18 protein-coding genes are annotated in these 23,387 nt (G+C 56.7%); 12 read left to right on the top strand and 6 right to left on the bottom strand.

Translation table 11 applies throughout. The features are described 5' to 3' along the window. Positions 1 to 225 precede the first annotated feature (225 nt). The 3 genes from CL546_RS13570 (at position 226) to CL546_RS13560 (ending at position 3,894) form a co-directional block, all read left to right on the top strand. On the top strand, positions 226 to 1,374 hold the full coding sequence (locus CL546_RS13570) for a lipocalin-like domain-containing protein (protein ID WP_290495866.1): 1,149 nt from the start codon (positions 226 to 228) through the stop codon (positions 1,372 to 1,374). Between the two features lie 257 nt (positions 1,375 to 1,631). Beyond that, entirely contained in the window at positions 1,632 to 3,239 is a 1,608-nt protein-coding gene (locus tag CL546_RS13565; protein WP_290495864.1) for a hypothetical protein, read from the top strand. Between the two features lie 256 nt (positions 3,240 to 3,495). Next, positions 3,496 to 3,894, top strand: a complete 399-nt coding sequence (locus CL546_RS13560; protein ID WP_290495862.1) for a hypothetical protein — start codon at positions 3,496 to 3,498, stop codon at positions 3,892 to 3,894. A 230-nt stretch (positions 3,895 to 4,124) separates the two neighbouring features. On the opposite strand, the gene CL546_RS13555 is transcribed toward CL546_RS13560, so the two are convergent. Together CL546_RS13555 and soxR are read right to left on the bottom strand one after the other, a co-directional pair. Further along, a complete protein-coding gene (locus CL546_RS13555) occupies positions 4,125 to 5,141 on the bottom strand; it encodes an isocitrate dehydrogenase (RefSeq protein WP_290495860.1) in 1,017 nt (338 codons plus the stop codon). Between the two features lie 196 nt (positions 5,142 to 5,337). Then, on the bottom strand, positions 5,338 to 5,808 hold the full coding sequence (soxR, locus tag CL546_RS13550; protein ID WP_290495858.1) for a redox-sensitive transcriptional activator SoxR: 471 nt from the start codon (positions 5,806 to 5,808) through the stop codon (positions 5,338 to 5,340). Between the two features lie 90 nt (positions 5,809 to 5,898). Between soxR and CL546_RS13545 the strand changes: the two genes are divergently transcribed. From CL546_RS13545 to CL546_RS13535, 3 genes are all read left to right on the top strand, one after another. Beyond that, the gene (locus CL546_RS13545; RefSeq protein WP_290495856.1) at positions 5,899 to 6,489 is read left to right on the top strand and encodes an NADPH-dependent FMN reductase; all 591 of its coding nucleotides are present in this window, start codon (positions 5,899 to 5,901) and stop codon (positions 6,487 to 6,489) included. 133 nt (positions 6,490 to 6,622) lie between these two features. Next, positions 6,623 to 7,612 carry an ABC transporter ATP-binding protein gene (locus CL546_RS13540; RefSeq protein ID WP_290495854.1) on the top strand — a complete coding sequence of 330 codons (990 nt, stop codon included), beginning with the start codon at positions 6,623 to 6,625 and terminating at the stop codon, positions 7,610 to 7,612. Next, positions 7,612 to 8,373 carry an ABC transporter permease gene (locus tag CL546_RS13535; RefSeq protein WP_007149452.1) on the top strand — a complete coding sequence of 254 codons (762 nt, stop codon included), beginning with the start codon at positions 7,612 to 7,614 and terminating at the stop codon, positions 8,371 to 8,373. Before CL546_RS13540 ends, CL546_RS13535 begins: the two co-directional genes overlap by 1 nt. 110 nt (positions 8,374 to 8,483) lie before the next feature. Here the strand turns inward: CL546_RS13535 and CL546_RS13530 are convergent, their stop codons facing one another. Beyond that, entirely contained in the window at positions 8,484 to 9,440 is a 957-nt protein-coding gene (locus CL546_RS13530) for an AraC family transcriptional regulator (RefSeq protein WP_463671044.1), read from the bottom strand. A gap of 699 nt (positions 9,441 to 10,139) precedes the next feature. Here CL546_RS13530 and CL546_RS13525 point away from each other — a divergent pair. The 6 genes from CL546_RS13525 to CL546_RS13500 all read left to right on the top strand — a co-directional run bounded on the left by CL546_RS13525 (position 10,140) and on the right by CL546_RS13500 (position 18,113). Further along, positions 10,140 to 11,321, top strand: a complete 1,182-nt coding sequence (locus CL546_RS13525) for an efflux RND transporter periplasmic adaptor subunit (RefSeq protein WP_290495851.1) — start codon at positions 10,140 to 10,142, stop codon at positions 11,319 to 11,321. 144 nt (positions 11,322 to 11,465) lie between these two features. Next, the gene (locus tag CL546_RS13520; RefSeq protein ID WP_290495849.1) at positions 11,466 to 14,660 is read left to right on the top strand and encodes an efflux RND transporter permease subunit; all 3,195 of its coding nucleotides are present in this window, start codon (positions 11,466 to 11,468) and stop codon (positions 14,658 to 14,660) included. Further along, positions 14,653 to 16,080, top strand: coding sequence for an efflux transporter outer membrane subunit (locus CL546_RS13515; RefSeq protein WP_290495847.1), 1,428 nt, complete (start codon positions 14,653 to 14,655; stop codon positions 16,078 to 16,080). Before CL546_RS13520 ends, CL546_RS13515 begins: the two co-directional genes overlap by 8 nt. A 119-nt stretch (positions 16,081 to 16,199) precedes the next feature. Beyond that, entirely contained in the window at positions 16,200 to 17,111 is a 912-nt protein-coding gene (locus CL546_RS13510) for a bestrophin family protein (RefSeq protein ID WP_290495845.1), read from the top strand. 112 nt (positions 17,112 to 17,223) lie between these two features. Continuing rightward, complete coding sequence (locus CL546_RS13505) at positions 17,224 to 17,571, top strand: hypothetical protein (RefSeq protein ID WP_290495843.1); 348 nt, start codon at positions 17,224 to 17,226, stop codon at positions 17,569 to 17,571. A 185-nt stretch (positions 17,572 to 17,756) separates the two neighbouring features. Further along, the gene (locus CL546_RS13500) at positions 17,757 to 18,113 is read left to right on the top strand and encodes a DUF4189 domain-containing protein (protein ID WP_290495841.1); all 357 of its coding nucleotides are present in this window, start codon (positions 17,757 to 17,759) and stop codon (positions 18,111 to 18,113) included. 5 nt (positions 18,114 to 18,118) lie between these two features. On the opposite strand, the gene CL546_RS13495 is transcribed toward CL546_RS13500, so the two are convergent. The 3 genes from CL546_RS13495 to CL546_RS13480 form a co-directional block, all read right to left on the bottom strand. Further along, the gene (locus CL546_RS13495) at positions 18,119 to 20,245 is read right to left on the bottom strand and encodes an IgaA/UmoB family intracellular growth attenuator (protein WP_290495839.1); all 2,127 of its coding nucleotides are present in this window, start codon (positions 20,243 to 20,245) and stop codon (positions 18,119 to 18,121) included. A gap of 115 nt (positions 20,246 to 20,360) precedes the next feature. Further along, positions 20,361 to 21,590 carry a saccharopine dehydrogenase family protein gene (locus CL546_RS13490; protein ID WP_290495837.1) on the bottom strand — a complete coding sequence of 410 codons (1,230 nt, stop codon included), beginning with the start codon at positions 21,588 to 21,590 and terminating at the stop codon, positions 20,361 to 20,363. Positions 21,591 to 21,922: 332 nt separating this feature from the next. Then, positions 21,923 to 23,344: a fatty acid desaturase gene (locus CL546_RS13480; RefSeq protein ID WP_366604348.1), complete on the bottom strand. Its 1,422-nt coding sequence runs from the start codon at positions 23,342 to 23,344 to the stop codon at positions 21,923 to 21,925. Between the last annotated feature and the right edge of the window lie 43 nt (positions 23,345 to 23,387).

Raw genomic sequence — 23,387 nt, 5'->3', positions numbered from 1 at the left:
TCATTTGGGGGATGCGCTGAGGTGGCTGAATATCTGACTATTTAACTGGCGTCTTGCCAAAGCCGGCATGAGCTGCGGGAATCCGGAAGTAAGGCGAGCTTTCGGAAAATATGTGTATGCGTATTGGGGGGTAGATGGGGGTGTGGCGTGTTATCGATCATCTGATCGGCAGCAAGCTGAAGGTGCTCTCCTTGATGCTGTCGCTGAGATGCGTGGGGAAGATGGTTGGCGCGTAAATATCATTCGTTGGCGTTACAGGGGGTAATGGTGGGCAACATGAGAGTGTGTTCGTTTTTTCTGGGTCTGTGGGCTTTCGCTTTGTCAGGCTGCGGAACAATTAATGAAAACCGTGAAAGCTACATGAAGGATTCCGTTTATGAGAAAGAGCGGTATCTTGGTGATGCGGTTTCTGATCCGAAATTTTTACGCTATGAGCTACGTGGGAATTACGTCGTTTCCGAAGGGGATCTGGATATCTATGTTGACCCTGTTGAAGTGTATGCCCAGGAGAAAGAACAGTTTGTTGTTCGAAAGCAGGTGTCTTACAAAAGGTATGGTCCGTATCGCTATAGCCCTGCAAGATGCCTTTTTGGAACGTTGACTGTTTTTCCGGCCCTTTTCGCAACCTTTGATGATGGATTGAAAAAGGACTTCAAAAAAACCTGTTACAAGGTTTATGAATGGGAGAGAGAGGAAAAGGATTTACCGGCTGAGCTTGCAGGGACCAAGACCGTGGAATTGGTAAAAAGGAATTATACCGACTCGCAGGGCGCTCTCTATTTTCAGCTCTTTGCCGATGGCAGGTCGGTTGATCGCCGGCGCCTGACTGGTTTTAAGGGCGGGAATAGAAATGGGGCATATGTCTGGAAGGTCAATAACTGGTTTGATTTTTCCCGGTTGGACGTTGATTCCACGTTAAAAGTTGAATTGAAGAATAATCGAAAGTCGAAATTGCTGCGTAAATCTATGACCCTTACCAGCGAAGAGGCAGAGGCGCTGGTATTTAAAGGTCAATATGATGGAGTGGTTCAGTATTACTATGTGTGTACAAAATGTAATGCTGATCTGAAAAAGAATTATTATTCAGACACCCAGCGTATCGTCTGGTATTCAGGGAAGTATAAATACAAGGCCGATAGTGGAATGGCGATTCATCATGTGGCCACGTGCCTGGATGAGCGGTTTGATACGACAGGCAGTAACGGCCACGTCAAAACCAGGTATTCATCCACCCCGGCTGAGTCAAAAAATTGGCACTTGCTTTATCAGGCGTATGGCCGCGTGCGACCGACAAAGAGGATTCGGGATCCAAATCTGAGTGACTTGCGTGCCTGCGCTCGGTCGAAAGGAGTGAACGTTACATTCGACGATTAGTTTCCTGATATGCAATTTATGGTTTGGGTGTGGCAACGTTTTCTTTTAGAGCCATCCGGATTGTCGCGAGCGCCATCAAAAAATCGGTTGGCGCCTCAGTCGGGTGCCGCAATGGCGCCTTTGCCCTGCGCAATGTCCGTGTGTGGGGTGAATACCTAAGTTGGGGTATGCAATAGACCTTCGCGTTTTGCTATGTTTTTGGTAGAGGCTTCGTACCTTTGGTGCGGGGCAGCTCTTGTCTGCTGCCGGGGGAAATGATGTCCAAATCCATTGCCGTAATCCTGATGCTAATCGTGCCGCTGCTATTGGGGGGTTGTGCGTTGTCATATCACGGGAATCTTGTTTCTAAACTGCAAGCTCAGGGCCCCAATCCCTATATTAATGAGCCGGAACTAAAAGACCTTTATGGAAAAATCCGGGTTATTGCCATGGCAGAAAGGTCTTGGGGCGACCCTTATGCCTTCGATTCGCGTAACGACGCCATCATCAGTAATTTTCAGGATCGTTTCAGCAAGCCAGCAATGATGGAGGCGATCAGCCTTGTTCGTGAAGGCTATGATGCGGTTGTGACAGCTCGTTACCCCCATATCGGTTATGAGACGGAATGTGCCTTGGTGGATGCCGGCGCTTATGTTGTGAATACAGAGGTGGCAGCGGATCAGTTCGATTGGAATTTTATTAAAGGGGAGTGTGTTGGCGGGCTTGCACATGGGGTTGGGAAAGCGGTTGATGAAAAAAATAACGCGCAGTTTGTGGGTCGATTTGATCAAGGTGTAATGGTCGAGGGCGTGTTTGGCATGCCTTTGGAAAATGGCAGTCAGGTTATCCAGCTTGGAGATGTTCCCGGCAAGGCAGGTATTGCCCGCCTGTTAAGCACAGAAACCCGTGAAGATGGTTTTCAGTGGCATCGATACGGTGATTTTAATGGCCGGGCGGAAATGCACGGGTTTGGTGTTGTTATTTGGGGCTACACTAACGCCATGATCGTCAAGTCCATGGGTGAATTCAAATACTCGAAGCTGAACGGGTTTGCAGCCAAACAGGTATCCGGTACTACAGAGGCAGGAGCGGTCTGGTATGTGCGGATTGGCCAGCATGTTGAGGATGAGTTGAATGGAGCAGGAGCGTGGACGAATGGCGTGACAAGCTTGAGCGTGGGCTACTGGGAAGAGGGAAAATTAAACGGTAAGGGATACGGTGATTACGCGAACGTTGCCGAGAACAGTGAAAGCTACGCTGGAACATACTTGGCCGGCAAACGTCAGGGCCCATTTACGGTGCGCAGACGGGCCCAGTTGGGTGGTAGAACAGGGGAGTTCACGGAAATATACGACAACGGAAAGTTGATCGACGACGGCATCGAGAAAAAAGAAAACAGCGGTGATGGATTCGGAAAGTTTGTTGCACTCGCTGGGGGCGCAGCAGTGATTGGTTCATCGGGTATTTCAGATACCGCCAAAATGGATATTGGAAGTGCCTTTGCTGCCGATGTGATGGCCGGTGGCGATGGCAAGAACATGGATGCAATGAATCGACAGGTTGCCCAGGGGGGCGGGGCGGCTGGCTCGTCGATTGGTGATGATGATAAAGGGGTATTTGAATTCAGTTGCTACGACCCGGGTAACTTTATCTGCGTTGACTACACCCTTTTCAGCCGCGCCAAGAGCGAGCAGTTCAAGGCCCAGTGCTCCCAAGGTCGAAATAAATTGGTTTCTAGCTGCGACAGCGCGACCCGTCAGGCAATTTGCAGTCACCAGAGCCCGGCAGGGGACACGGAGACACGTGATTACCTTTATGGCTCCGAGCCAGAGCAGGTGAAGCAGGCCTGTTTGTCCACGGGTGGCCAGTTCAAAATGGTTGAGTAACTGGGGTTAGGCAAGAAAATTATATGTGTGTAGAGGCGCTGATGTAGTCCCTGTTTCCTGGGTTTCTTTTGTTCTCTCTGTTGTTGTGAGGCTTCTAGGTTGAGCCCGTTTTGTATTCCGGTGTTTTGATGGCTGCATCCCTTATTTGGGGGATGTGGCAGAAAGGGCGAGCATTTAGAATTCAGGTTTTAATCATGATGGAAGGCGGTATAAGCATCCACTTATGGGATTGAAATCCGCCCTTTAAGGTAAAAAAATGAAGAAATATTTTCTAATTTCCGGTTTGCTTGGTGTGTCAGTTTTGGCAAATGCCGAAACGTACAATCTGCATTGCGAGGCCGTCGGCTACGCATATAGCTATGAAAATAAAAAATTTTTTGAGTCGAGAAAAGTAAGCTTCAATTATAAGGCGACAAGAGATTGTGTGCTTGATGGTGGGCGCTCTCATATTAAAAATGAATGGCAATCTTATTTTAGTAGCGAAGAGTCTGATTACTTTAAGTACACCATTGGCGTGAATTCGGATTGCGAATGTCATGATGATCCTGTCTCAGGTGTTTTACGCAAACATCAGGACTTCAAGCGTGATTTCGTGAGGAAGGATTTTTCAGTCGGGCAGATGCGTGGGTTCCGTCCGGAGGACAGAACATTCTGATCATTGAGCTTAAAGGGGGTTAAGCCTTGGCAGATCAAAATGCGGGAGGGTGCGATACGCTGGGCAGGCCTGTCAGGCGTATAGGTATGATTTGGCCAAATAGGCGCATTGATAGCATAGCTGGAAGACTTTCAGGGCTGAGCGCGCTCGAAAGCGTGCTGGTGACGTTTGAGCGATAACCCGGTTGCCGCCGATCCCGGCAACCGAGCGAGTACTCTGTTTGATAACCGCTATTGGTTAGTGAGGTGGCGAATCAGCTCATCAGTAAACTCTGTGGTGCTGGCGCGTCCGCCCAGATCCGGGGTGACGATTTCTCCTTGGCCTACCACGTGGCGCACGGTGCGGCGCAGTCTTTTAGCCTTGTCGTGTTGTTCCATGTAATCGAGCATCATGGCGCCAGCGAGCATGATGGCGGTGGGGTTGGCCACGCCCTTGCCGGCGATGTCCGGTGCGCTGCCGTGGACGGCTTCGAACAGCCCGCCGTGTTCACCAATGTTGGCCCCGGGGGCCACGCCCAGCCCGCCGATGAGGCCGGCACACAGGTCAGAAAGGATGTCGCCGAACAGGTTGGTGGTAACCAGTACATCGAAGCGGTGGGGGTTCATGGCCAGCTGCATGGCGCAGGCGTCCACGATCATTTCCTCATGCTCCAGATTCGGGTAGTCCTCGCGCACCTTTCGAGCCACATCCAGAAACAGCCCGGACGTGGACTTCATGATGTTGGCCTTGTGCACCACGGTGACTTTCTGGCGCCCCTGTTTGGTGGCGGTGTCGTAGGCGAAGCGCAGCAGGCGCTCGGACTCGGTGCGAGTGATGCGGCTGCGTAGTTCGGCGGTTTCGCCGTCGTCGCTGACGGTTTGCCCCAGCCCGGAATAGATGCCCTCGATATTTTCCCGAATGGTCATGATGTCCACATTGTCGTAGCGGGACTTCACTCCGGGAATGGACAGGGCCGGGCGCACGTTGGCGAACAGGTCGAAGGTTTTGCGCAGGGTGACGTTCACGGATGTGAAGCCGCCGCCCACCGGGGTGGTGATAGGGCCTTTCAGGGCCAACCGGTTGCGCTTGAGCACGGCGAGGGTCTCTTCCGGCACCAGCTCCAGGCCCTGATCCAGAGCGGTCTGCCCTGCGATGGCATACTCAAACTTGAGACCGCAATCCAGTGCGTCCAGTACCCGTACCGTGGAATCGACGATATCCGGTCCGATTCCGTCACCGGGGATAACGGTTACGGTGTTCTCGTTCATACTGCCTCCTGATTGCGGTTGATAAGGGTTGAGCGTGATGTATCCGGGGCTCAGATGCCGTGTCCAGTAGAGAAATGGGGCCCCTATTCTGCCACGTCACGGCCTGCAAAATGAATGCCGACAAAAGTCGCAGGCTAGGGTGACAGAGTGTTGTTACGGCAGATCGTTCACTGAAATGGCATGAAAATTCGCAGAGTCAGGGCGTTTGTTCATCCTCAAGAAGCTGAGCCCCGGTGCCTTGTTCGGAGAGTGAGTCATAGGGATTTCGCAGTCGACAGGCCTTGATCGACAAACACCCACAACCGATACAGTCGCTCAGTTGATCACGTAACTGGGTCAGGGCGTGAATGCGGGCATCCAGTTGCTCCTGCCAGCGAGCGGATAGCCGTTTCCAGTCACGGGCGGTAGGCGTGCGGCCGTCGGGCAGGCTGGCCATGGCGTCGGCGATTTCGGCCAGGGGAATGCCAATACGCTGGGCGACCTTGATCACGGCGACACGACGCAGTACATCACGGTGGTAGCGGCGCTGGTTGCCACTGCTGCGCCAGCTCTGGATCAATCCCTTGGTTTCATAAAAGTGCAGGGCGGATACCGCAACCCCGCTCCGGTCTGCCACTTCCCCCACGGTCAGGGCTTTGCCGATATCGTTTGCGTTGATGAGGGTCATAGCTGCTTCCTTTTTCTTTCTTTATTGACCTCAATGTTAGTTGAGGTTTTACGCTGAGCCTTCATTGTCGTCAACTGTTCAGGAGGTAATATGGCTACGCGCGACCCGCTGACACTGGCTCTGGTGTACGGCAGTACCCGTGAAGGGCGTTTGTGTGACCATTTGGTCAATTGGGCTGCAGAGCAGATTCGGGGTGTGCCCGGTTTTACGCCGCAGGTAGTTGATCCCCGCGATTTTGATGTGCCGGCGGATTTTCCGAATGCCGCATCCGCCAGTGTGCAGCAGCTGCAAAACAGGCTGACAAAGGCCGATGCCTTTTTAGTGGTTACGCCGGAGTACAACCACAGTTTCCCTGCCATCCTTAAACAGGTCATTGATATCTCCGGTGCGGCCTGGAAAGCAAAGCCGGTGGCGTTTATCAGTTATGGCGGGGTGTCCGGTGGGTTGCGAGCGGTAGAACAGTTACGGCTGGTCTATGCCGAGTTGCATGCGGTGACAGTGCGCAATGTGGTGAGCATCATCAATGCCGGTGACAAATTTGATGCCCGTGGGCACTGGCAGTCAGTGGAGCAGAAGACCCGTGCAGAGAAGCGGCTGGCGCAGCAATTGGTGGTACTTCGGTGGTGGGCGCAGAGCCTGAACGCGGCGCGCCAGCGACCGGAATTTGCGGCGGTTTCGTGAGCGTGTTGGTCGTTCTGCGTATCCGCGCCCATGGGCGGCGCCGGGTGTGCATAATGGTCAGCCTGTATAGGGTATGCTTGCCATCGGCGCGATGCAGTGAGAGTGGGAAGGCGTCCTTTGAAGGAGAGACAGTGTGGATGCAGTAATTTCAGTCAACAATCTCAACAAGGTTTATGAATCCGGGTTTCAGGCGCTTAAAGAGGTCAATCTGGAGATTCGGCCCGGGGAGATCTTTGCCCTGCTGGGCCCCAACGGCGCCGGCAAAACGACCCTGATCAGTATTATTTGCGGGATCGTCAATCCCTCGTCCGGCAAGGTCCTCGCCGATGGCCATGACATCATTACCGATTTTCGTGCCGCACGAAGCGCCATCGGACTGGTGCCCCAGGAGATTTCCACCGACGCGTTTGAAACTGTCTGGGCAACAGTGAGTTTCAGCCGGGGTCTGTTCGGCAAGCCGCGTAATGATGCCCATATTGAAAAAGTGCTCAAGGCGCTGTCGCTGTGGGACAAGAAAGACAGCAAGATCATGATGTTGTCCGGTGGCATGAAGCGACGGGTGATGATTGCCAAGGCGCTTTCCCATGAGCCAAAGATCCTGTTTCTGGACGAGCCTACGGCGGGTGTGGATGTAGAGCTGCGCCGGGAAATGTGGGAAATGGTCCGCCAGCTGCGCGAACAGGGCGTCACCATTATTCTGACGACCCACTATATTGAAGAGGCCGAGGAAATGGCTGACCGGGTGGGTATTATCCGTCAGGGCGAAATTATCCTGGTGGATGAAAAGTCCCGGCTGATGGAAAAGTTGGGGCGCAAGCAGTTGACTGTACACTTGGCAGAACCGCTTGATGCGATTCCCGCCGCCATGGCGGACGAGGCACTGGCGCTGACCGATGAGGGCTACTCGATGGTTTATACCTACGATGCCAACCAGGAAAACACGGGCATTGCCGAATTGCTGCGTCACCTGAGTGAGCAGGGTATTGAATTCAAGGACCTGCATTCACGGCAAAGTTCGCTGGAAGATATTTTCGTGGACCTGGTGCATAACGGTAACCCGAACGATAGTACGGCCGGGCGGGTAACCAGTGAAGATGCACCTAACGCACAGGGAGACGCTTGATGAATATTCATTCCATTCGCGCTATCTACAAGTTCGAGATGGCGCGCACCTGGCGCACCCTGATGCAAAGCGTGGCTTCCCCGGTGATTTCCACCTCGCTGTATTTTGTGGTGTTCGGTTCTGCGATCGGTTCACGGATGGTCGAGATTGACGGCGTCAGTTACGGGGCGTTCATTATTCCCGGCTTGATCATGCTGTCATTGATGACGCAAAGCATTTCCAACGCGTCTTTCGGGATATACATGCCCACTTTCTCCGGCACCATCTACGAGGTGCTGTCGGCACCGGTGTCCTATGTGGAGATCGTAATTGGTTATGTGGGGGCGGCGGCAACCAAGTCCACGATTCTGGGCATCCTGATTTTGCTGACGGCACGATTGTTTGTGGATTATGAGGTGCAGCATCCTTTCCTGATGATTGGCTTTCTGCTGCTGACCGCAATCACCTTCAGCCTGTTTGGCTTTATCATCGGGGTATGGGCAGATACCTTCGAGAAGCTACAGATCATTCCCTTGATGATCATTACGCCGCTGACCTTTCTGGGAGGCAGTTTCTACTCCATCGACATGCTGCCGCCGGTTTGGCAGACGGTGACCCTGTTCAACCCAGTGGTTTATCTTATCAGCGGGTTTCGCTACAGCTTCTTTGGTGTAGCGGATGTGCACATCGGGATCAGTCTGGGCATGACGTTATTGTTTCTGACGCTGTGCATGGGGCTGGTGTGGTGGATATTCAAAACCGGATATAAATTGAAAAGCTAAAAAAAGGGCGCATAAAGCGCCCTTTTTTTTGGTTTATCGCGAATCCCCCGGCGCTTTGCCAAATGTTCGATACCAGATGTCTGACGTCCCAGGTTTTCAGGGCTGCCTAATCAGGCGCTAACGCCAGCCTGTGCTCCGCGCAACTTGCTTACGTCTGCGCGCGGCGGTGCACCGAACAAGCGGCTGTATTCCCGGCTGAAATGGGAGGGGCTTTCATAGCCCACCCGGTAGCTGGCCGTGGCTGCTTCCAGCCCTTCGGTGAGCATCAGCCGGCGTGCTTCATGCAGACGCAACTTCTTCTGGAATTGTAGCGGTGACATGCGGGTGACCTGTTTGAAGCTATGAAACAGGGTGGACTCACTCATGTTGGCCGAGTCTGCCAGATCCTTCACCCGCAATGGTTCGGAATAGCGGTCCTTGAGGGTGGAAATGACCCTGGATATCCGGTTGGCCTGGGAATCAATAGAGGCGAACTTGCGCATGCGTGGCCCCATCTCGCCAATCAATGAACGGTAGATAATCTCGCGGCGGGTCAGTGGGGCAAGCACGGCAATATCGTCCGGCGTGGTCATCAGGTTAAGCAGTCGATAGAGCGCGCCCTGCATGGATTCATCCATGTGTGACATGCACAGGCCGCAGCCCACTTCTGGACATTCATTGCCCGGTTCATAACGGCCAACCTTGTCACCCAGTTCGAGCACAAGGTCAGTGACCTCCTGCGGATCCACGTCGATTTTTACCGCCAGGTAAGGATGGTTTGGGGAGGCATCCACAATTTGCCCAAGCACCGGAAGGTGGACGGAGCTGGCCAGGTAGCTGGATGGGCCGTACACAATTTCACGGTCGCCAAGCTCAATGGTCTTGGTGCCTTGCAGAATAAAAATCAGTGAAGGCTCGTAGACCGTAGAGGCGCAACTGCTGGTGTCATCGGCACGATACAACGATACGCCCGGGATGCCGGAGTCGAGCATGCCCGGCTCTGCAATCTGTTCGCAGACAAGCTGCGCCAGCTGTTGCTCGAGTGCGCTGCCAGCAGGGGCGGCAACATTGGATAAAGTGGCGGTCATGACCTTTCTCCCTTTTGCCGCAGTATACGCATGCGCCGGGTAGGGCGGTGGGGTATCGGGCCATTTTCTGCAGAATCGGGCAATGACTGCGCAGAAACCGGCAATCTGCACCCGCCTCCCTGTGGGATCAGGCAACATTCCCTACTGTTGCGAACCTGTAGGGGTACAACCATGCGGGCAGTCAGTGGCACCCTCCTTCAAATTTTTATTCCTTTTAAATTAAAGGTTTAGTGGCTTTCTTCTTTTTCTTGCTCTCCTATTTGTCTGTTCTTGTCGTGATTTGATTGCCTGAAACAGTAATGACATCCGAGTGAAACATGGCCGCGGGAAAACCTGCTTTCCACTGGTGCAGATGAATTTAAACAGGATCGGGCAATGTTGAGGCAGTAACCCGATATCGTGGTTTGGCCCCTTTTCATTACAGTTTCTCTCCATTCAGGAAAGCCCTGTGTTTTCTTGCCAGGCAATTGTGCTGGCAGTTGGAGGTTCGTCAGGAGCGCGGATTTTTTTGTTGACCTCAACTCAACTTGAGGAATTAGAGTCCTCTGCCATGACGGTTCGGTGGTGGCTATTCAGGGTGAATGTCTGATCGGGTGGTGAATTGATTTTGCCATTCTGTCGAATCGTTTCAGGGTTATTCGATTATCGGGTACGCATTACTGCGGTAATGCATCAAGGGTGATAGCGGGAGTCAGATTCATGGAAAGTGTGAGTAGTGAAACGGCCGGTGGTGTGGGTGTGTACCTGGGCCTGGCGTTTATTTTGATGGCGATTGTTTTTTTGTCCGGTTGCGACGCGCGTAGTGAAGCCTCGCAGCAGATGCCCGCGCCGGATGTGGATGTGGCCCTGGTTCAACCGGAGCCGGTGACCTTGTGGGAGTCTTTTACTGGTCGTGTGGTGGCACCGGAAACGGTGGAGCTACGGCCCCGGGTCAGCGGTTACATCGATAAGGTGACCTTTGAAGAAGGGGCCCTGGTGAACGCTGGCGATCTCCTTTTCCAGATTGATCCACGCCCGTATCAGGCCAGAAAGCAGGCTGCGCAAGCGCAGTTGGCCCAGGCAAGGAGCGAGTTGGCACTGGCGAACAGCCAGGCGGAGCGAGCCCGTTCGTTAATGGAAAGCCGTGCGATTTCCCGTGAAGAGTATGACCAGCGCAACGCGGCAAAGATGAGTGCGCGAGCGCTGGTCAACGCGGCAAAGGCCGCGCTGGAAACCGCCGAGCTGGATTTACAGTACACCCGGGTAACGGCGCCGGTAAGTGGACGGGCGGGCCGCGCCCTGGTGACGCGGGGAAACCTGGCCAGTGCCGATCAGACATTGCTGACCACGTTGGTGTCGGTGGATCCGATGTACGTGTATTTCGATGCGGACGAGCAAGCCGCGCTGGAAAGCGAACAGGCTCGTGTGGCGGGAAAGCCGACCACGGTGCGCATTGGCCTGGCCGGGGAGTCGGGGTTTCCGCATCAGGGCACGCTGAACTTTATCGACAACCGCTTGAACGCCAACACCGGTACCTTGCAGTACCGGGCGGAACTGGCCAACCCGAATGGCACTTTTAAACCGGGACAATTTGCCCGCGTGCAATTGCCTATGGCGCGTATGGATAACGCCATGCTGGTGAACCGTAAAGCGGTGCTTACCGATCAGGATCGTCGCTTCGTGTATGTGGTTGGTGACGACAACATGGCCGCTCGCCGCCAGGTAACACCGGGGCGGGCAGTGGATGACCAGCTGGTTATTCTCGACGGCCTCCAGAGAGGTGACAGGGTCATCATCAATGGTGTCCAGAAAGTGTTCTTTGACGGTATGCCGGTGGCGCCTAATCAGGTTGCCATGGGGGATCGACCGGACAGCGCGACGGTAGTTGTCGCCCAACCATGATCCAGGGAGTTTCTCAGCGGCTCCCCAGGCCGGGTGATTTTTTCCGCATCGAGATAATACGGCGCTAGCGAAAAAAGATCCGGCAACTTCAAAGGGAACGACATGTCACGGTGGGTCGCTGATCCGCCGCGCAGGAGTATTGCCATGAATTTTTCACGTTTCTTTGTCGACAGGCCGATTTTTGCGGCGGTGTTGTCGATCATTATTTTTGCGGTGGGGCTGATTTCCATCCCCAACCTGCCGGTGAGTGAATACCCGGAAGTGGTGCCGCCGTCAGTGGTGGTGCGCACCGTGTACCCGGGGGCCAATCCGAAGGTGATTGCGGAAACCGTGGCGACGCCACTGGAGGAGGCGATTAACGGCGTTGAAGGGATGATGTACCTGAAATCCGTGGCGGGCTCCGATGGGGTGCTGCAGATGACGGTGACCTTCCGGCCGGACATCGACGCCGATGATGCCACCGTACGGGTGCAGAACCGGGTCAGTCAGGCCCTGGCCCGATTGCCGGAAGATGTGCGTCGCCAGGGGGTGACCACGCAGAAACAATCACCGACATTCTTGATGGTGGTTCACCTGACATCCCCGGATGGCCGTTACGACACCCTGTACCTGCGCAACTATGCCCGCCTGCATGTGCGCGATGTGCTGGCGCGGATCCGGGGCGTAGGCGATGCGCAAATCTTTGGCGGCGGTGACTACGCCATGCGTGCCTGGCTGGACCCGGAAAAAATTGCCGCGCGGGGGCTCACCGCCAGCGATGTGGTGGGTGCCATGCGCGAGCAGAATGTGCAGGTATCCGCCGGACAGCTGGGCGCCGAGCCTATGCCGGGCAGTGATTTTCTGACCCTGATTAATGCCCAGGGGCGCCTGCGCACGGTGGAAGAATTCGGTGATGTGGTCCTCAAGAGCGGTGCGCAGGGCGAGATTGTTCGTCTGTCCGATGTGGCGCGGCTGGAGCTCGGCGCGGGGGATTACACCTTGCGTTCCCAGCTGGACAGCAAGGATGCGGTAGCGATTGGTATTTTCCAGGCGCCGGGCGCCAATGCGCTGGACATTCGCGACCAGGTGATCACAGCCATGGATGAGATGGCCACCCGTTTTCCGCAAGGCGTGAAGTATGAAGCGGTGTACGACACCACGGTATTCGTCAGTGATTCCATCAAGTCGGTGATCAAGACCTTGATCGAAGCCGTGCTGCTGGTGGTGCTGGTGGTGACTCTGTTCCTGCAAACCTGGCGCGCCTCGATTATTCCGTTGCTGGCCGTGCCGATTTCCGTAGTCGGGACCTTTGCGGCGCTCTATCTGCTTGGCTATTCCATCAACACACTGACTCTCTTCGGGCTGGTTCTGGCCATCGGCATTGTCGTCGACGACGCCATTGTGGTGGTGGAGAACGTGGAACGAAATATTGAAGAAGGGCTGACGCCATTGGCGGCAGCGCATCAGGCCATGCGGGAAGTGTCTGGCCCGATTGTGGCAATTGGTCTGGTGCTGTGTGCGGTGTTTATCCCCATGGCGTTTCTGTCCGGTGTTACCGGCCAGTTCTATCGACAGTTCGCGGTCACCATTGCCATCTCCACGGTGATCTCCACCATCAACTCGTTGACGCTGTCGCCAGCGTTGGCAGCCATGTTGCTCAAGCCCCACGACGCACCGAAGGATCGGCTGACACGCCTGATTGATACGCTGTTTGGCTGGCTCTTCCGTCCGTTCAACCGTTTCTTCAATGCCAGTTCGGACAAGTACCATGGCGGCGTGTCCCGCTCGCTGCATCATCGTGGTGTGGTGTTCGTGATCTATGCGTTGTTACTGGCCGGCACCGGCTTGATGTTCAAGGTGGTGCCGCCGGGATTCATTCCGGTACAGGACAAAATGTACCTGATTGCCGGGGTGAAGCTGCCGGAAGGGGCGTCGCTGGAGCGCACCGATGCCTTGCTGCAGAAGGTGACAGACATCGCCATGAGCACCGAAGGCGTGGCGCACTCGGTAGCGTTCCCGGGTTTGAATGCCTTGCAGTTCACCAACACCTCCAATACCGGTGTGGCATTTTTCCCGCTGGAGCCGTTTGATCAGCGCAGCCGTTCGGCGGCCGAGATCAATGCCGAGATTAACCAGAAAATCGCCGGCCTGAAGGAAGGGATTACGTTCTCCTTTATGCCGCCGCCGATTCTCGGTCTGGGTAACGGTTCGGGGTACCAGTTGTTTATCGAGGACAGGGGCAACCTGGGCTATGGCGAATTGCAGAACGCTGTGAATGCATTCCAGGGCGCTATTGCACAGACACCAGGGATGGGTTTTCCCATCAGCAGTTATCAGGCCAATGTGCCACAGTTGAATGCGGAGGTGGACCGTCTCAAGGCGAAAGCCCAGGGTGTGCCGCTGACCGAGCTGTTCGATACCTTGCAGACTTATCTGGGCTCGGCCTATGTGAATGACTTCAACCGTTTCGGTCGCACCTGGCAGGTGATTGCCCAGGCGGATGCGCCTTTCCGGGAAGACATTGATGACATTGGCCGGTTGCGCACCCGCAATATCCACGGCGATATGGTGCCCATCAGTTCCATGGTCACTATTACCGAAGATTTCGGTCCGGATCCGGTATTGCGTTACAACGGCTACCCGGCGGCAGACCTGGCAGGGGAGGCGGACCCACAGGTACTGTCTTCAGCACAGGCCATGGCCGTGCTCAACCAGATTGCCGATGAGGTATTGCCCAACGGCATGACGTTCGAGTGGACCGACCTGAGTTACCAGCAGGCGACCCAGGGCAACGCGGCCTTGTTGGTCTTCCCGCTGTCGATACTGCTGGTGTTCCTGGTGCTGGCTGCTCTGTACGAAAGCTGGACGTTGCCATTGGCGGTGATTCTCATCGTGCCCATGTGCATGCTGTCGGCGCTGATGGGCGTGTGGTTCTTCGGTGGCGATAACAACATCTTTGTTCAGGTGGGGCTGGTGGTGTTGATCGCGCTGGCCTGCAAGAACGCCATCCTGATTGTGGAGTTCGCCCGCGAACTGGAAATGCAGGGCAAGGGTGTAGTCCAGGCGGCACTGGAAGCCTGCCGGTTGCGTTTGCGCCCGATCATCATGACGTCCATTACCTTCACCGCCGCGGTGCTGCCGCTGGTGCTGGGCAGTGGTGCCGGTGCGGAAGTGCGCCAGGCGCTGGGTGTGGCGCTGTTCTTTGGCATGCTTGGCGTCACGCTGTTCGGGCTGTTCCTGACGCCGGTGTTCTATGTGGCGTTGCGCAAACTGGCGGGCAGCAAACCGCCGGTCAGCCACCATGAAAGCACTCTGGACGGGGGCGCCCATGGGCAGATTCAAGGAGATAACCATGCGTAATGCACTGGGCCTTATCGGTGGGGTGGCACTGTTGGCGGGCTGCGCCGTCGGGCCGGATTACCAGAGGCCGGACACGCCGCAGCCGGAGACTTTCGCGGCACAATATTCCTCCTCGACCTCCCCGGGTGATTTTGCCCAGGCTGAGCAGGACTTCTGGCAGGGCTTTGATGATCCCTTGTTGGCGCAATTGATCGAACAAACCCTGACAGCGAACCAGACGTTGCAAGCGGCGTTGGCCCGTTACGATCGGGCGGCGGCCTTGCTGTACGGGGCCAAGCGTGAACAGTGGCCCAGCGTCACGGCCAGTGCCAGCGGTGCCGAGCAGCATCTGGCTGACGTGGAGCGCACGCCGGTTGGGGGCGGCCAGGAGCGGGTCGAGCTCTATCAGGCGGGTATTGCCGCCCAGTGGGAGCTGGATATGTTTGGGCGCTTGCGTCGGGCCACCGAGTCCCAGGCGGCGCAGCTGCAGGCAGTGGGCGCTGATCTTGGTGCCTTGCAGGTGGCATTGGCCGGGCAGGTGGCCAGCAGCTATTTCGAGCTGCGTGGCTTGCAGCAACGGCTGCAGGTGGCCGAGCAGAATGTGGCGATTCAGACCGAGACCCTGGATATTGTCTCCGCCCGGGTCAATGCCGGTCGCGGCACGGAGTTCGACTCGGTGCGCGCCCGGGCGCAGCTGGAACGGACCCGCGCTGCCTTGCCTTCACTGGAGGCAGACATTCGTGCAGCCATGCACCGTATTGCCGTGCTCACTGGCCAGCCGCCGGTCGCCCTGGTTGACACACTTGCGGTGAATACCGGGTTGCCGGGCAGTTTGCCGGTGATCCCGGTAGACAGCCCCGGTGACGTATTGCGACGCCGGCCGGATGTGGCCGCCGCGGAACGCCGGTTGGCCGCCGCCACCGCCCGCATTGGTGTAGCAACGGCGGACTTGTTCCCCCGTTTTACCCTCAGCGGGTTGCTGGGATCGGTGGCCACGGACAGCGGTGACCTGTTCAGTGGCCCGGCGGAAAGCCGGCGCGTGGCGTTGGGCGTGGACTGGACCTTTCTCGACTATGGCAAGGTAAAGGCCCGTATCGAAGCGGAAGATGCCAGCAGTCGTGAGGCCCTGGCCAACTACCAGCAGGCGGTGCTGGTGGCACTGGAAGAAACGGAAACCCGGCTGGTGCGCTATCAGCGCGCCCGACAACGAGCCGAACGGCTGGTGAGGGCCTCAAACGATGCCCAGCGGGCGGCGGCGCTGGCCAGAACCCGCTATGAGCAGGGTTTTATCGGTTACTTTGAAGTGCTGGCAGCGGAACAGGAGTTGACCACCACCCGGGATGCCCAGGTGCGCAGTCAGGCGGCCGTCACTCAGGCGATGGTTGATGTGTACCGGGCCCTGGCCGGTGCCCCGGCGCCGGCAGTGGAGTCGACGCCGTAGGCGGCGTCAGTCAATGCGAAAACAAAAAGGTCCTGAGGGGCCTTTTTTGTTTCACCCCCTTCTGCCAATCGGCACCACGATTGCTTACCATCAGGGCTGATTGTTTGCGGATAAAGACCATGATCGTTCGAGAGCGCCCCAATGCCATTGCCCTGTTATTTGCCCTGCGGGGTTCGGTGGTGCCGGAAATTCTGCCGCATATCTTCTTTGTCGCGTTATTTTCTGTGGCGGTGGCCGCACTCAATCACTATCAACTGATTGACCTGACCAGCCTGACAATTATGCCGGTGACCCTGCTCGGCATCGTGTTGTCGATTCTGCTCGGTTTTCGCAATAACGCGGCCTATGACCGCTGGTGGGAAGCGCGCAAACAATGGGGGCAGATGGTCAATGAAATCCGCAGCCTGGCCCGAGCCAGCGGTGCCTTGCTGGGCGAAAAGGCTCCTGCCCGGCGAGCATTATTGATGCCGGTGCTGGCCCATGCGGTGGCGTTGAAGGGCCAGCTGCGTGGAGAAACGGTCAACGAGGAGCTGCTGGCCTGGGTCTCCCCGGAGCAGCGGGATGCGGCGCTGGCGAAAGCCAACCCGGCAGATGCGTTGCTGGCACAGGCTGGCGGCGTACTGGGAGAACAGTATCGGCAGGGGGCGCTGGACAGCATGGGGCTGAAGATCCTTGATGAACGTCTGGCGGCGCTGAGTGGCATCCAGGCGGCCAGTGAACGTATTGCTTCCACACCCTTGCCGTTCGCCTATACCTTGCTCGTGCATCGCACCGCCTATGTCTATTGCTACCTGCTGCCCTTCGCGTTGATTGGTGGCATGGGCTGGGCAACCCCGATACTGACGGCGGCGGTGGCCTATACCTTCTTCGGTATCGATCGCCTGTCCGAACACCTGGAAACACCGTTCGGTCGCGCCCCCAATGACCTGCCCCTGGATGCGCTGTGTCGTATTCATGAAATTTCCGTGGCGGATGCCCTCGGCGAGGTTGCGCCTGCGCCCTTGCCGGTAAAGAACTTTCAGCTTCAGTAAGCCCGGTGGACTCGCCGCGCCCGCATCCCCTATCTGGGGGATGCCGGCCTTACCGTGCCTCGCTATGTTGTTTCCATAAGCCGGATGGGCCGGCGTGAATAGGGGAAGCAACATGAAAAGTAATATGAAAAAGTGGATGGGGTTTTCGGTATTGTTTGTGGCGTTGCAAACCTCGCCGATGGTGGCGCTGGCCAATGAGGTCTGTGCAGGCCCGTTTACCCGCCCGGCCTACAGTGAGGTGCTGGGAGTGTTTGAATCTGATAATGCGCCCAAGCTGCGTTGTCCGCAGGGTACCACGCCCATTCGGGCGGGCTCCGCGGCATACCCGAATTACTTGATGGGCTATATGAAGAGCGAGCCGCTGGGGAATGGCAAGGTCCGTAAAACGCTGGATTCCATCGACTATGAATGCCTGTGTTCGTCCGGTCGTAAAACCGGGTCTGGCTCCTATTCTCAATAGTGCCTTTATCCGCCAGCATGATGTTCTGGTTGCGTTCGATCAGGACATCGGCTGGTATCAAAGCGCAACAAAAAGCCTCCACACTGTTGCGGTTTCTGCATGGCGGCTAACCGAGAAAAGCAGTGCAATGCATAAGGGCGAGGATTGTTGATCCCGTAACAAAGACAACAGGGAAGGGAATCGTGATGGGTAAATTAGTCGGTATTTTTATCGCCATGTTGTTCGCCAGCGTGGCCAGTGCCAACGGCGCATTGGCCATCGATAGCAATCAGGGTGACCAGTATGGCTTCAGCTATAACCATGGAAGCATGCAGCAGGCCCAGTCCCGGGCGCTGAGCGAATGTGGTTACGGGTGCCGGGTGGTGCAGACGTTTTCCCGAGGCTGTGCTGCCTATGCGGCGGATCAGGCATCGGGTAGCTCTGCGTATGGCTGGGGCACGGCCTCCAGCGGTGGCCAGGCCCAGAACACAGCGCTGCAATATTGCGTGCGTCAGGGTGGCCAGCGCTGCATGGTTCGGGCCTGGGGCTGTAACGGAAACTAGTGCTTTCAGGTGTACAGGGCCGCAACGGCCCTGTTTCTTTGTCGGCTTTGCTTGAAGCGGATGATAGCCATAAGGCCATGACCAGCCAATAATCCTGCTGCCAGCAATAGCCAGAGCACATTGAGGAGCGCGTTGCCCGGGTTGTCGCGGTGACGGGTCAGGTCCAGGCTCAGCACGGCTGTCTCCCCATCAACCCGATAATCGGTCACCATGCCCCGGAGCTTGAAGGGTTGCCCGGCGGCGTTGTCGATCATGGCTGTCATCGCGTCAATGCTTGCCTGATAGGGCGAGGTGGTGTCGTCGGGCGTCAGGGTGTCGGGCACAGGGCCTTGCACCAACCGGATCTGCACGCCGCCTTGCTGGCTGTTGGTAATGTCCCGGGCAATGTTGACGCCGCGTTCCATATCCAGCTCGTTGGCCAGCTGATTCAACCGCTGACGCAGGGCTTTGACGTGGGCTTCGCTGGTGATGGCGGTTACCGGGTCATCACTGCCTGCCTGCGTTTGTACGGCGTTTCTCAGTGAGGTCCATGTTTCCGGCTGGGGGTCGAGTGTGAAGATCAGTCGGGACAGCATGTGCAGGTGAATGCGCTCGCACTGGTTCTCGGCACTGCTGCTGGCGCCGCTTTGGCTGCAGGCCGAATCCAGCGTGTCGATAAGCTCAGGTAGGTGCCTGAGCATGACCGGTTTGCCATTGCGGTAGGTGTCCCAGCCTTGCATCGTTGCCATCAAGCTTAGGTAACTATCCGTGCGGGTTTGCAGCAGTGTCCGGTCACGCAGCTGGTGGATGATCTCTGGCTCTTCCAGGTGCTGTGACTGGGGTACGCTGCTGCCCCAGTGGATGCGTCTGCAGTCGAAGGTCGGGCGGTAGCCGTCTGTGGTCAACGCGCATTGACCGCGCCCTTCGATACTCACCGGTGCGCCGATGGCGGGGGGCTGCTGGCGCACGGCGTTGGGGCTTTGCAGGGTGCTTTCCTGTTCGCCGCTGAGCAGCTGGCCGGTAAAGAGAAGATCGCGGGACAGTTCGGTGAGGCTGGCAAGCGGGAACAGCAAGGCGATGGCACCCACCAGAGCCAGGGTCAGGTGGCGCCCCCAGTACACAGGAGGGAAACGGCGAACTTCTTCGTCCAGTGACATTCGGTTGCCGTAACTGACGACACTGTAATCATCGACGCGTACGGCCATTTCCTGGTTCTGGCCGTCCTCATACTCGATGAAGGGGCGCCAGTGCTCGGGCAACACAAAGCCGATGCTTTCGTTGAGCGTGACGGAGATCTGTACGTTGTTCTGTTCATCCACGGCCACCGGCGTCAGGCAAATCTGCCCGGAGACCTGATTCACTTTTTGCGGCTTGTCTGGCGATGGTTTACGGAAAAACCGGAACAGGGCGATGGCAACGAACAGCAGGCCGGTGGCCAGAGAGATTGATCCAATGAGTGAGCTGTCGACCGCGGTGGTAATGCCCAGGCAGACAAAAGCCAGTATCCACAGAAAGGCGGGCAGCATGGCAAGGCCGCGCCCGTGTCGGGATTCGATTTCCGCGTCGGTTTCATCGCGTTGTTCGCGAATGCGCAGGGTGCCTGCAGAGTCGTTTTCGCGGGTTTGCTCGTCTTCTTCAACCACGCGGGCCAGCTCACCGTGGTCGCCGCTTTCCCATTGTTGCTGTTTCTGCTCGCGGCGCTGGTTACGTTCTTCGCCACCGGCCAGGGTGAAATCATCATTGAGTGCAACGACGATGGCTTTTTTCTCGGCAAGCACGACCAGGGCATCGTTGTGCTCGCGGAGAAAATACTCGGCGTCATAAGGCAGCAAGACTTCAACGCCGCCGATGGTGTCATGCCAGACGGTATTGCCATTGGTGGTCAGCCCGTGGCGCAGGTAGGGGCCACTGAGGGCAAAAACCGCATTGCCGGTGAGTGTGCCCAGGGTCTTTTTCTCGGCCTCGGCGATGATCGTATCCACAAGGCGCAGCTCGGTCGGGTCCAGGTTGCGTTGGGGCGTGCCTTCCTGGCGGAAGGTCGTGAGACTTTTCAGTGAGGATTTCTTGCGGCCCTGATAGACAATTACGCTGTAGAGCGTGGAACCGAGCAGAAAGAGAATGAGCAGAATTTTTAGTATGGCAAGCGCTTCCATGGCAACCCCGTCCTGTGTGAAAAACGGGGAGAGTACGGATTGCCGTAGGGGCTGGCACCCGTTGCCGCTGAAAATTGGCCTGGCCTGTGAACAAGGTCACAGGCCAGGAAAGGGCTTAATCGATCACGGTGAAGGTCATGCCGGCGTTTTCCTGCAACCGTTTCAGTAACGGCTCTCCGAGCAGCGAGGCGGTGGTCCAGAAGCCGCCGGGGGCATCTTCCACCACATCCTGTGCCAGACAGGCCGCAGCCTGGCCCAGCAGCTTGGCGGTGGAGCCGTAACCGGGATCGGCATCACCGGTGACTTTCACTTTCAGGGTCTCCTGATTGTCGGTGTGGCCGACCAAGCGGATGTCGTAGAAGCCGGCTTTCTGCGCTTCCGGGCTGGGGCCTTCACCGGGCTGTGGCACCACGAATTTGTTTAGCGCCCAACGGGTGGGCTTGACCGCCGCAGCGGCAAAGAACAGCCCGGTGCCGGCACCGATCCCCAGTGCTTTCATGCGCCCGCCCATACCATCACCGGTGAGCATGGCTTCGTTATAGGTAAAGTGGTCGGTGTAGGCCTGGCCGGTTAAGGCGTTGGAGCGATGGACTACGCGACTGTTGATGGCATCCATCACGAAGGGGCCGACCCAGGCGTTGAAGTCGTCATCGTAACTGGCAAGGCCAATGCTGGTCTGGCGGCTCTTGAAGCCGTGATCCGGTGGGCAAAGCAGGTAAGGGTTGGCGAGTTTCTTGCGCAATGCCGGGTCTTTGCCGGCTTCTTCCGCAATATTCATCATGCTGGCGACAGTGCCACCGGAAACGCCACCCTTGGCCACTTTGACGCGCATGCGCACGGTGCTGGCGGGTGCGTTGAAGCGTGCCTGGGCTTGCTGCTGGAGAAAGTAGACGCCCATGTCGGAGGGAATGGAGTCAAAGCCGCAGCAATGCACGATGCGGGCGCCGTTCTTCTTGGCGGTGGCTTCGTATTGCTCAAGCATGTCGGCAATCCACTGGGCTTCACCGGTGAGATCACAGTAATCCGTGCCGCTGTTAACGCAGGCCTTGATCATCGGTTCGCCGTACAGTGCGTAAGGCCCCACCGTTGAAACCACCACGCGGGTCTGGGCGCACAGGGCGTCCAGGCTGTCGGCGTCGTTGGCATTGGCAGTGATCAGGGGCAGGGTGCTGGCGGCGTCGCCCAGTGAGGCCTTTACCTGCTCCAGTTTATCCTGGGAGCGCCCGGCGGCGGCCCACTTCAATTCACCGTCGGTCCCGTAGGTGTCAAAGAGGTATTGGCAGAGAATCTGGCCAACGAAACTGGTGGCACCGAAGACCACCACATCAAATTGTGAATCGCTCATGGAGACTCCTTGAAGAATCAGCGAAATGGATCAGCGCAATGGAAAGTCTGACTGTGTCCGTATCCTAAGCTATCGGGGGGCGAATACGTAACCGGTGAGAGTGGTCGTGTGCAGGGTTTAATCGCGACATTGAGTGATGGGGCGATTCCAGCCCTGATCACCATGGGCGAGGCATATCCTTGAAATAGGCACGGCAATAGCCACTGCCACTCAGGCTATGTGTTCTACCTCAGGCATCCGGAGCCGAGCGTTTGGCAAAGCGCGGAGCGTATTCGCGATAAGCCAGAAAAAGCCCTCCGGCTACAGGGGGGGGAGTTGCCGGAGGGAGTCCGTCAGTGTTGCTTGAGGACGAAATCGATTTTTTCCCGCACGGCACAGTCCGGGCAGGGCCAGTCATCAGGGATCTGTAACCAGCGGGTGCCAGCCGGGAACCCTTCTTTTTCATCGCCATGGCGTTCGTCATAGGTGTAGCCACAGTTGGGGCATTGAAACTGGTGGGTGGTTTCTATTTCTTGTTCCGCTTGCCGTGCCGCTTCAATGTCGCTCTGTCGGACGTCCGGTTCAGAATCCGCGCTACGATAACTCACCACCGGGCGTTGCCATTTTTCCAGTAGCGCCTCGCGCTTTGATGGCTGCAAGTTGGCCTGTGTCAGGTCACCCTTGTAATGCTCAACCACCAATGGATCCATCTTCTGGTACCAGACAAAAGGCAGATAAGCGGGAATCAACATTGAGGCATAGCCCGAGGGGAGTTGTGGGCTGTCATCGAAATGGCGCAGGGCCTGAAAGCGCCGGGTTGGATTGGCGTGGTGATCGGAATGACGCTGCAGCTGATACAGAAAAAGGTTGGTGACGATATGATTGCTGTTCCAGGAATGCCGGGGCTCACAGCGCTCGTATCGACCGTCAGGTTTTTTCTGCCGAAGTAGGCCGTAGTGTTCCATGTAATTAATCACTTCCAGCAGGGATGCACCATAAAACGCCTGCAGAAGCAGAAACGGTAACACTGCCCAACCGAGCCACAGCGTTAATAGCCCGAACAGGGCAACAGTCATCAGCCAGCTTTGCAGGTTTTCATTTTTCAGGGACCACAGTGGTTGATTGCAACGTTGCAAACGTTGCGCTTCAATTTGCCAGGCGGATTTCACGCTACCGATCATGGTGCGCGGCAGAAACGCCCAGAATGATTCGCCCATCCGTGAGCTGGCCGGGTCCTCGGGGGTGGCCACGTTTTTGTGGTGCCCTTTGTTGTGCTCCACAAAAAAATGCCCGTAGGCCACCGGCGCCAATGTCACCTTGGCCAGCCAGCGCTCGACTCGGGTTTTCTTGTGGCCCAGTTCGTGGGCAGTATTGATGGCAATGCCGTTCACCGCCCCCACACTGAACACCAGACCGACCAGGCCCCACAGTGGCACTCCTCCGCTGGCAACCAGCCAGGCGCCCAGGATAGTGGCCAGATACTGGGTCGGGATGTAGGCATAAACGATCAGCCGGTAATAGGTGTCGCTTTCCAGCTGTGGGACGGCAGATTCCGGTGGATTACTGGTGTCGGCCCCTACCACCCAGTCAGCAAAGGGAATCAGGCCGTACACGAGGAAAGGGCCGCCCCAGAGCAACCCGGGCCAGGGCCAGATAAAGAGATAAATGAGAAGAAACGAAACAGCCAGCACGGGGATCGCCGGGCTGAGTAACCAAAGGTAACGTTTCCCGTCGTGCCAGTCAGGGAGTGTGGTGGTTGAGTCTGTTGATGCCATGATGCCACCTTTGTTTTGCTTTTCGTTTAACGCTATACCCCTT

The sequence above is a fragment of the Alcanivorax sp. genome (assembly GCF_002726155.1).
Classification (GTDB): Bacteria; Pseudomonadota; Gammaproteobacteria; order Pseudomonadales; family Alcanivoracaceae; genus Alcanivorax.
The sequence above is the reverse complement of the archived record's forward strand: the minus strand, read 5'-3'. Positions and strand labels throughout refer to the sequence as shown.

Bases quoted from the DNA above. Each gene is read 5' to 3' on its own strand.
- CL546_RS13490 (WP_290495837.1), bottom strand. From the start codon at position 21,590: ATGAGCGATTCACAATTTGATGTGGTGGTCTTCGGTGCCACCAGTTTC.
- CL546_RS13555 (WP_290495860.1), bottom strand. From the start codon at position 5,141: ATGAACGAGAACACCGTAACCGTTATCCCCGGTGACGGAATCGGACCG.
- CL546_RS13530 (WP_463671044.1), bottom strand. From the start codon at position 9,440: ATGACCGCCACTTTATCCAATGTTGCCGCCCCTGCTGGCAGCGCACTC.
- CL546_RS13510 (WP_290495845.1), top strand. From the start codon at position 16,200: ATGATCGTTCGAGAGCGCCCCAATGCCATTGCCCTGTTATTTGCCCTG.
- CL546_RS13520 (WP_290495849.1), top strand. From the start codon at position 11,466: ATGAATTTTTCACGTTTCTTTGTCGACAGGCCGATTTTTGCGGCGGTG.
- CL546_RS13500 (WP_290495841.1), top strand. From the start codon at position 17,757: ATGGGTAAATTAGTCGGTATTTTTATCGCCATGTTGTTCGCCAGCGTG.
- CL546_RS13480 (WP_366604348.1), bottom strand. From the start codon at position 23,344: ATGGCATCAACAGACTCAACCACCACACTCCCTGACTGGCACGACGGG.
- CL546_RS13560 (WP_290495862.1), top strand. From the start codon at position 3,496: ATGAAGAAATATTTTCTAATTTCCGGTTTGCTTGGTGTGTCAGTTTTG.
- CL546_RS13545 (WP_290495856.1), top strand. From the start codon at position 5,899: ATGGCTACGCGCGACCCGCTGACACTGGCTCTGGTGTACGGCAGTACC.
- CL546_RS13525 (WP_290495851.1), top strand. From the start codon at position 10,140: ATGGAAAGTGTGAGTAGTGAAACGGCCGGTGGTGTGGGTGTGTACCTG.
- CL546_RS13495 (WP_290495839.1), bottom strand. From the start codon at position 20,245: ATGGAAGCGCTTGCCATACTAAAAATTCTGCTCATTCTCTTTCTGCTC.
- soxR (WP_290495858.1), bottom strand. From the start codon at position 5,808: ATGACCCTCATCAACGCAAACGATATCGGCAAAGCCCTGACCGTGGGG.
- CL546_RS13505 (WP_290495843.1), top strand. From the start codon at position 17,224: ATGAAAAGTAATATGAAAAAGTGGATGGGGTTTTCGGTATTGTTTGTG.
- CL546_RS13515 (WP_290495847.1), top strand. From the start codon at position 14,653: ATGCGTAATGCACTGGGCCTTATCGGTGGGGTGGCACTGTTGGCGGGC.
- CL546_RS13565 (WP_290495864.1), top strand. From the start codon at position 1,632: ATGTCCAAATCCATTGCCGTAATCCTGATGCTAATCGTGCCGCTGCTA.
- CL546_RS13535 (WP_007149452.1), top strand. From the start codon at position 7,612: ATGAATATTCATTCCATTCGCGCTATCTACAAGTTCGAGATGGCGCGC.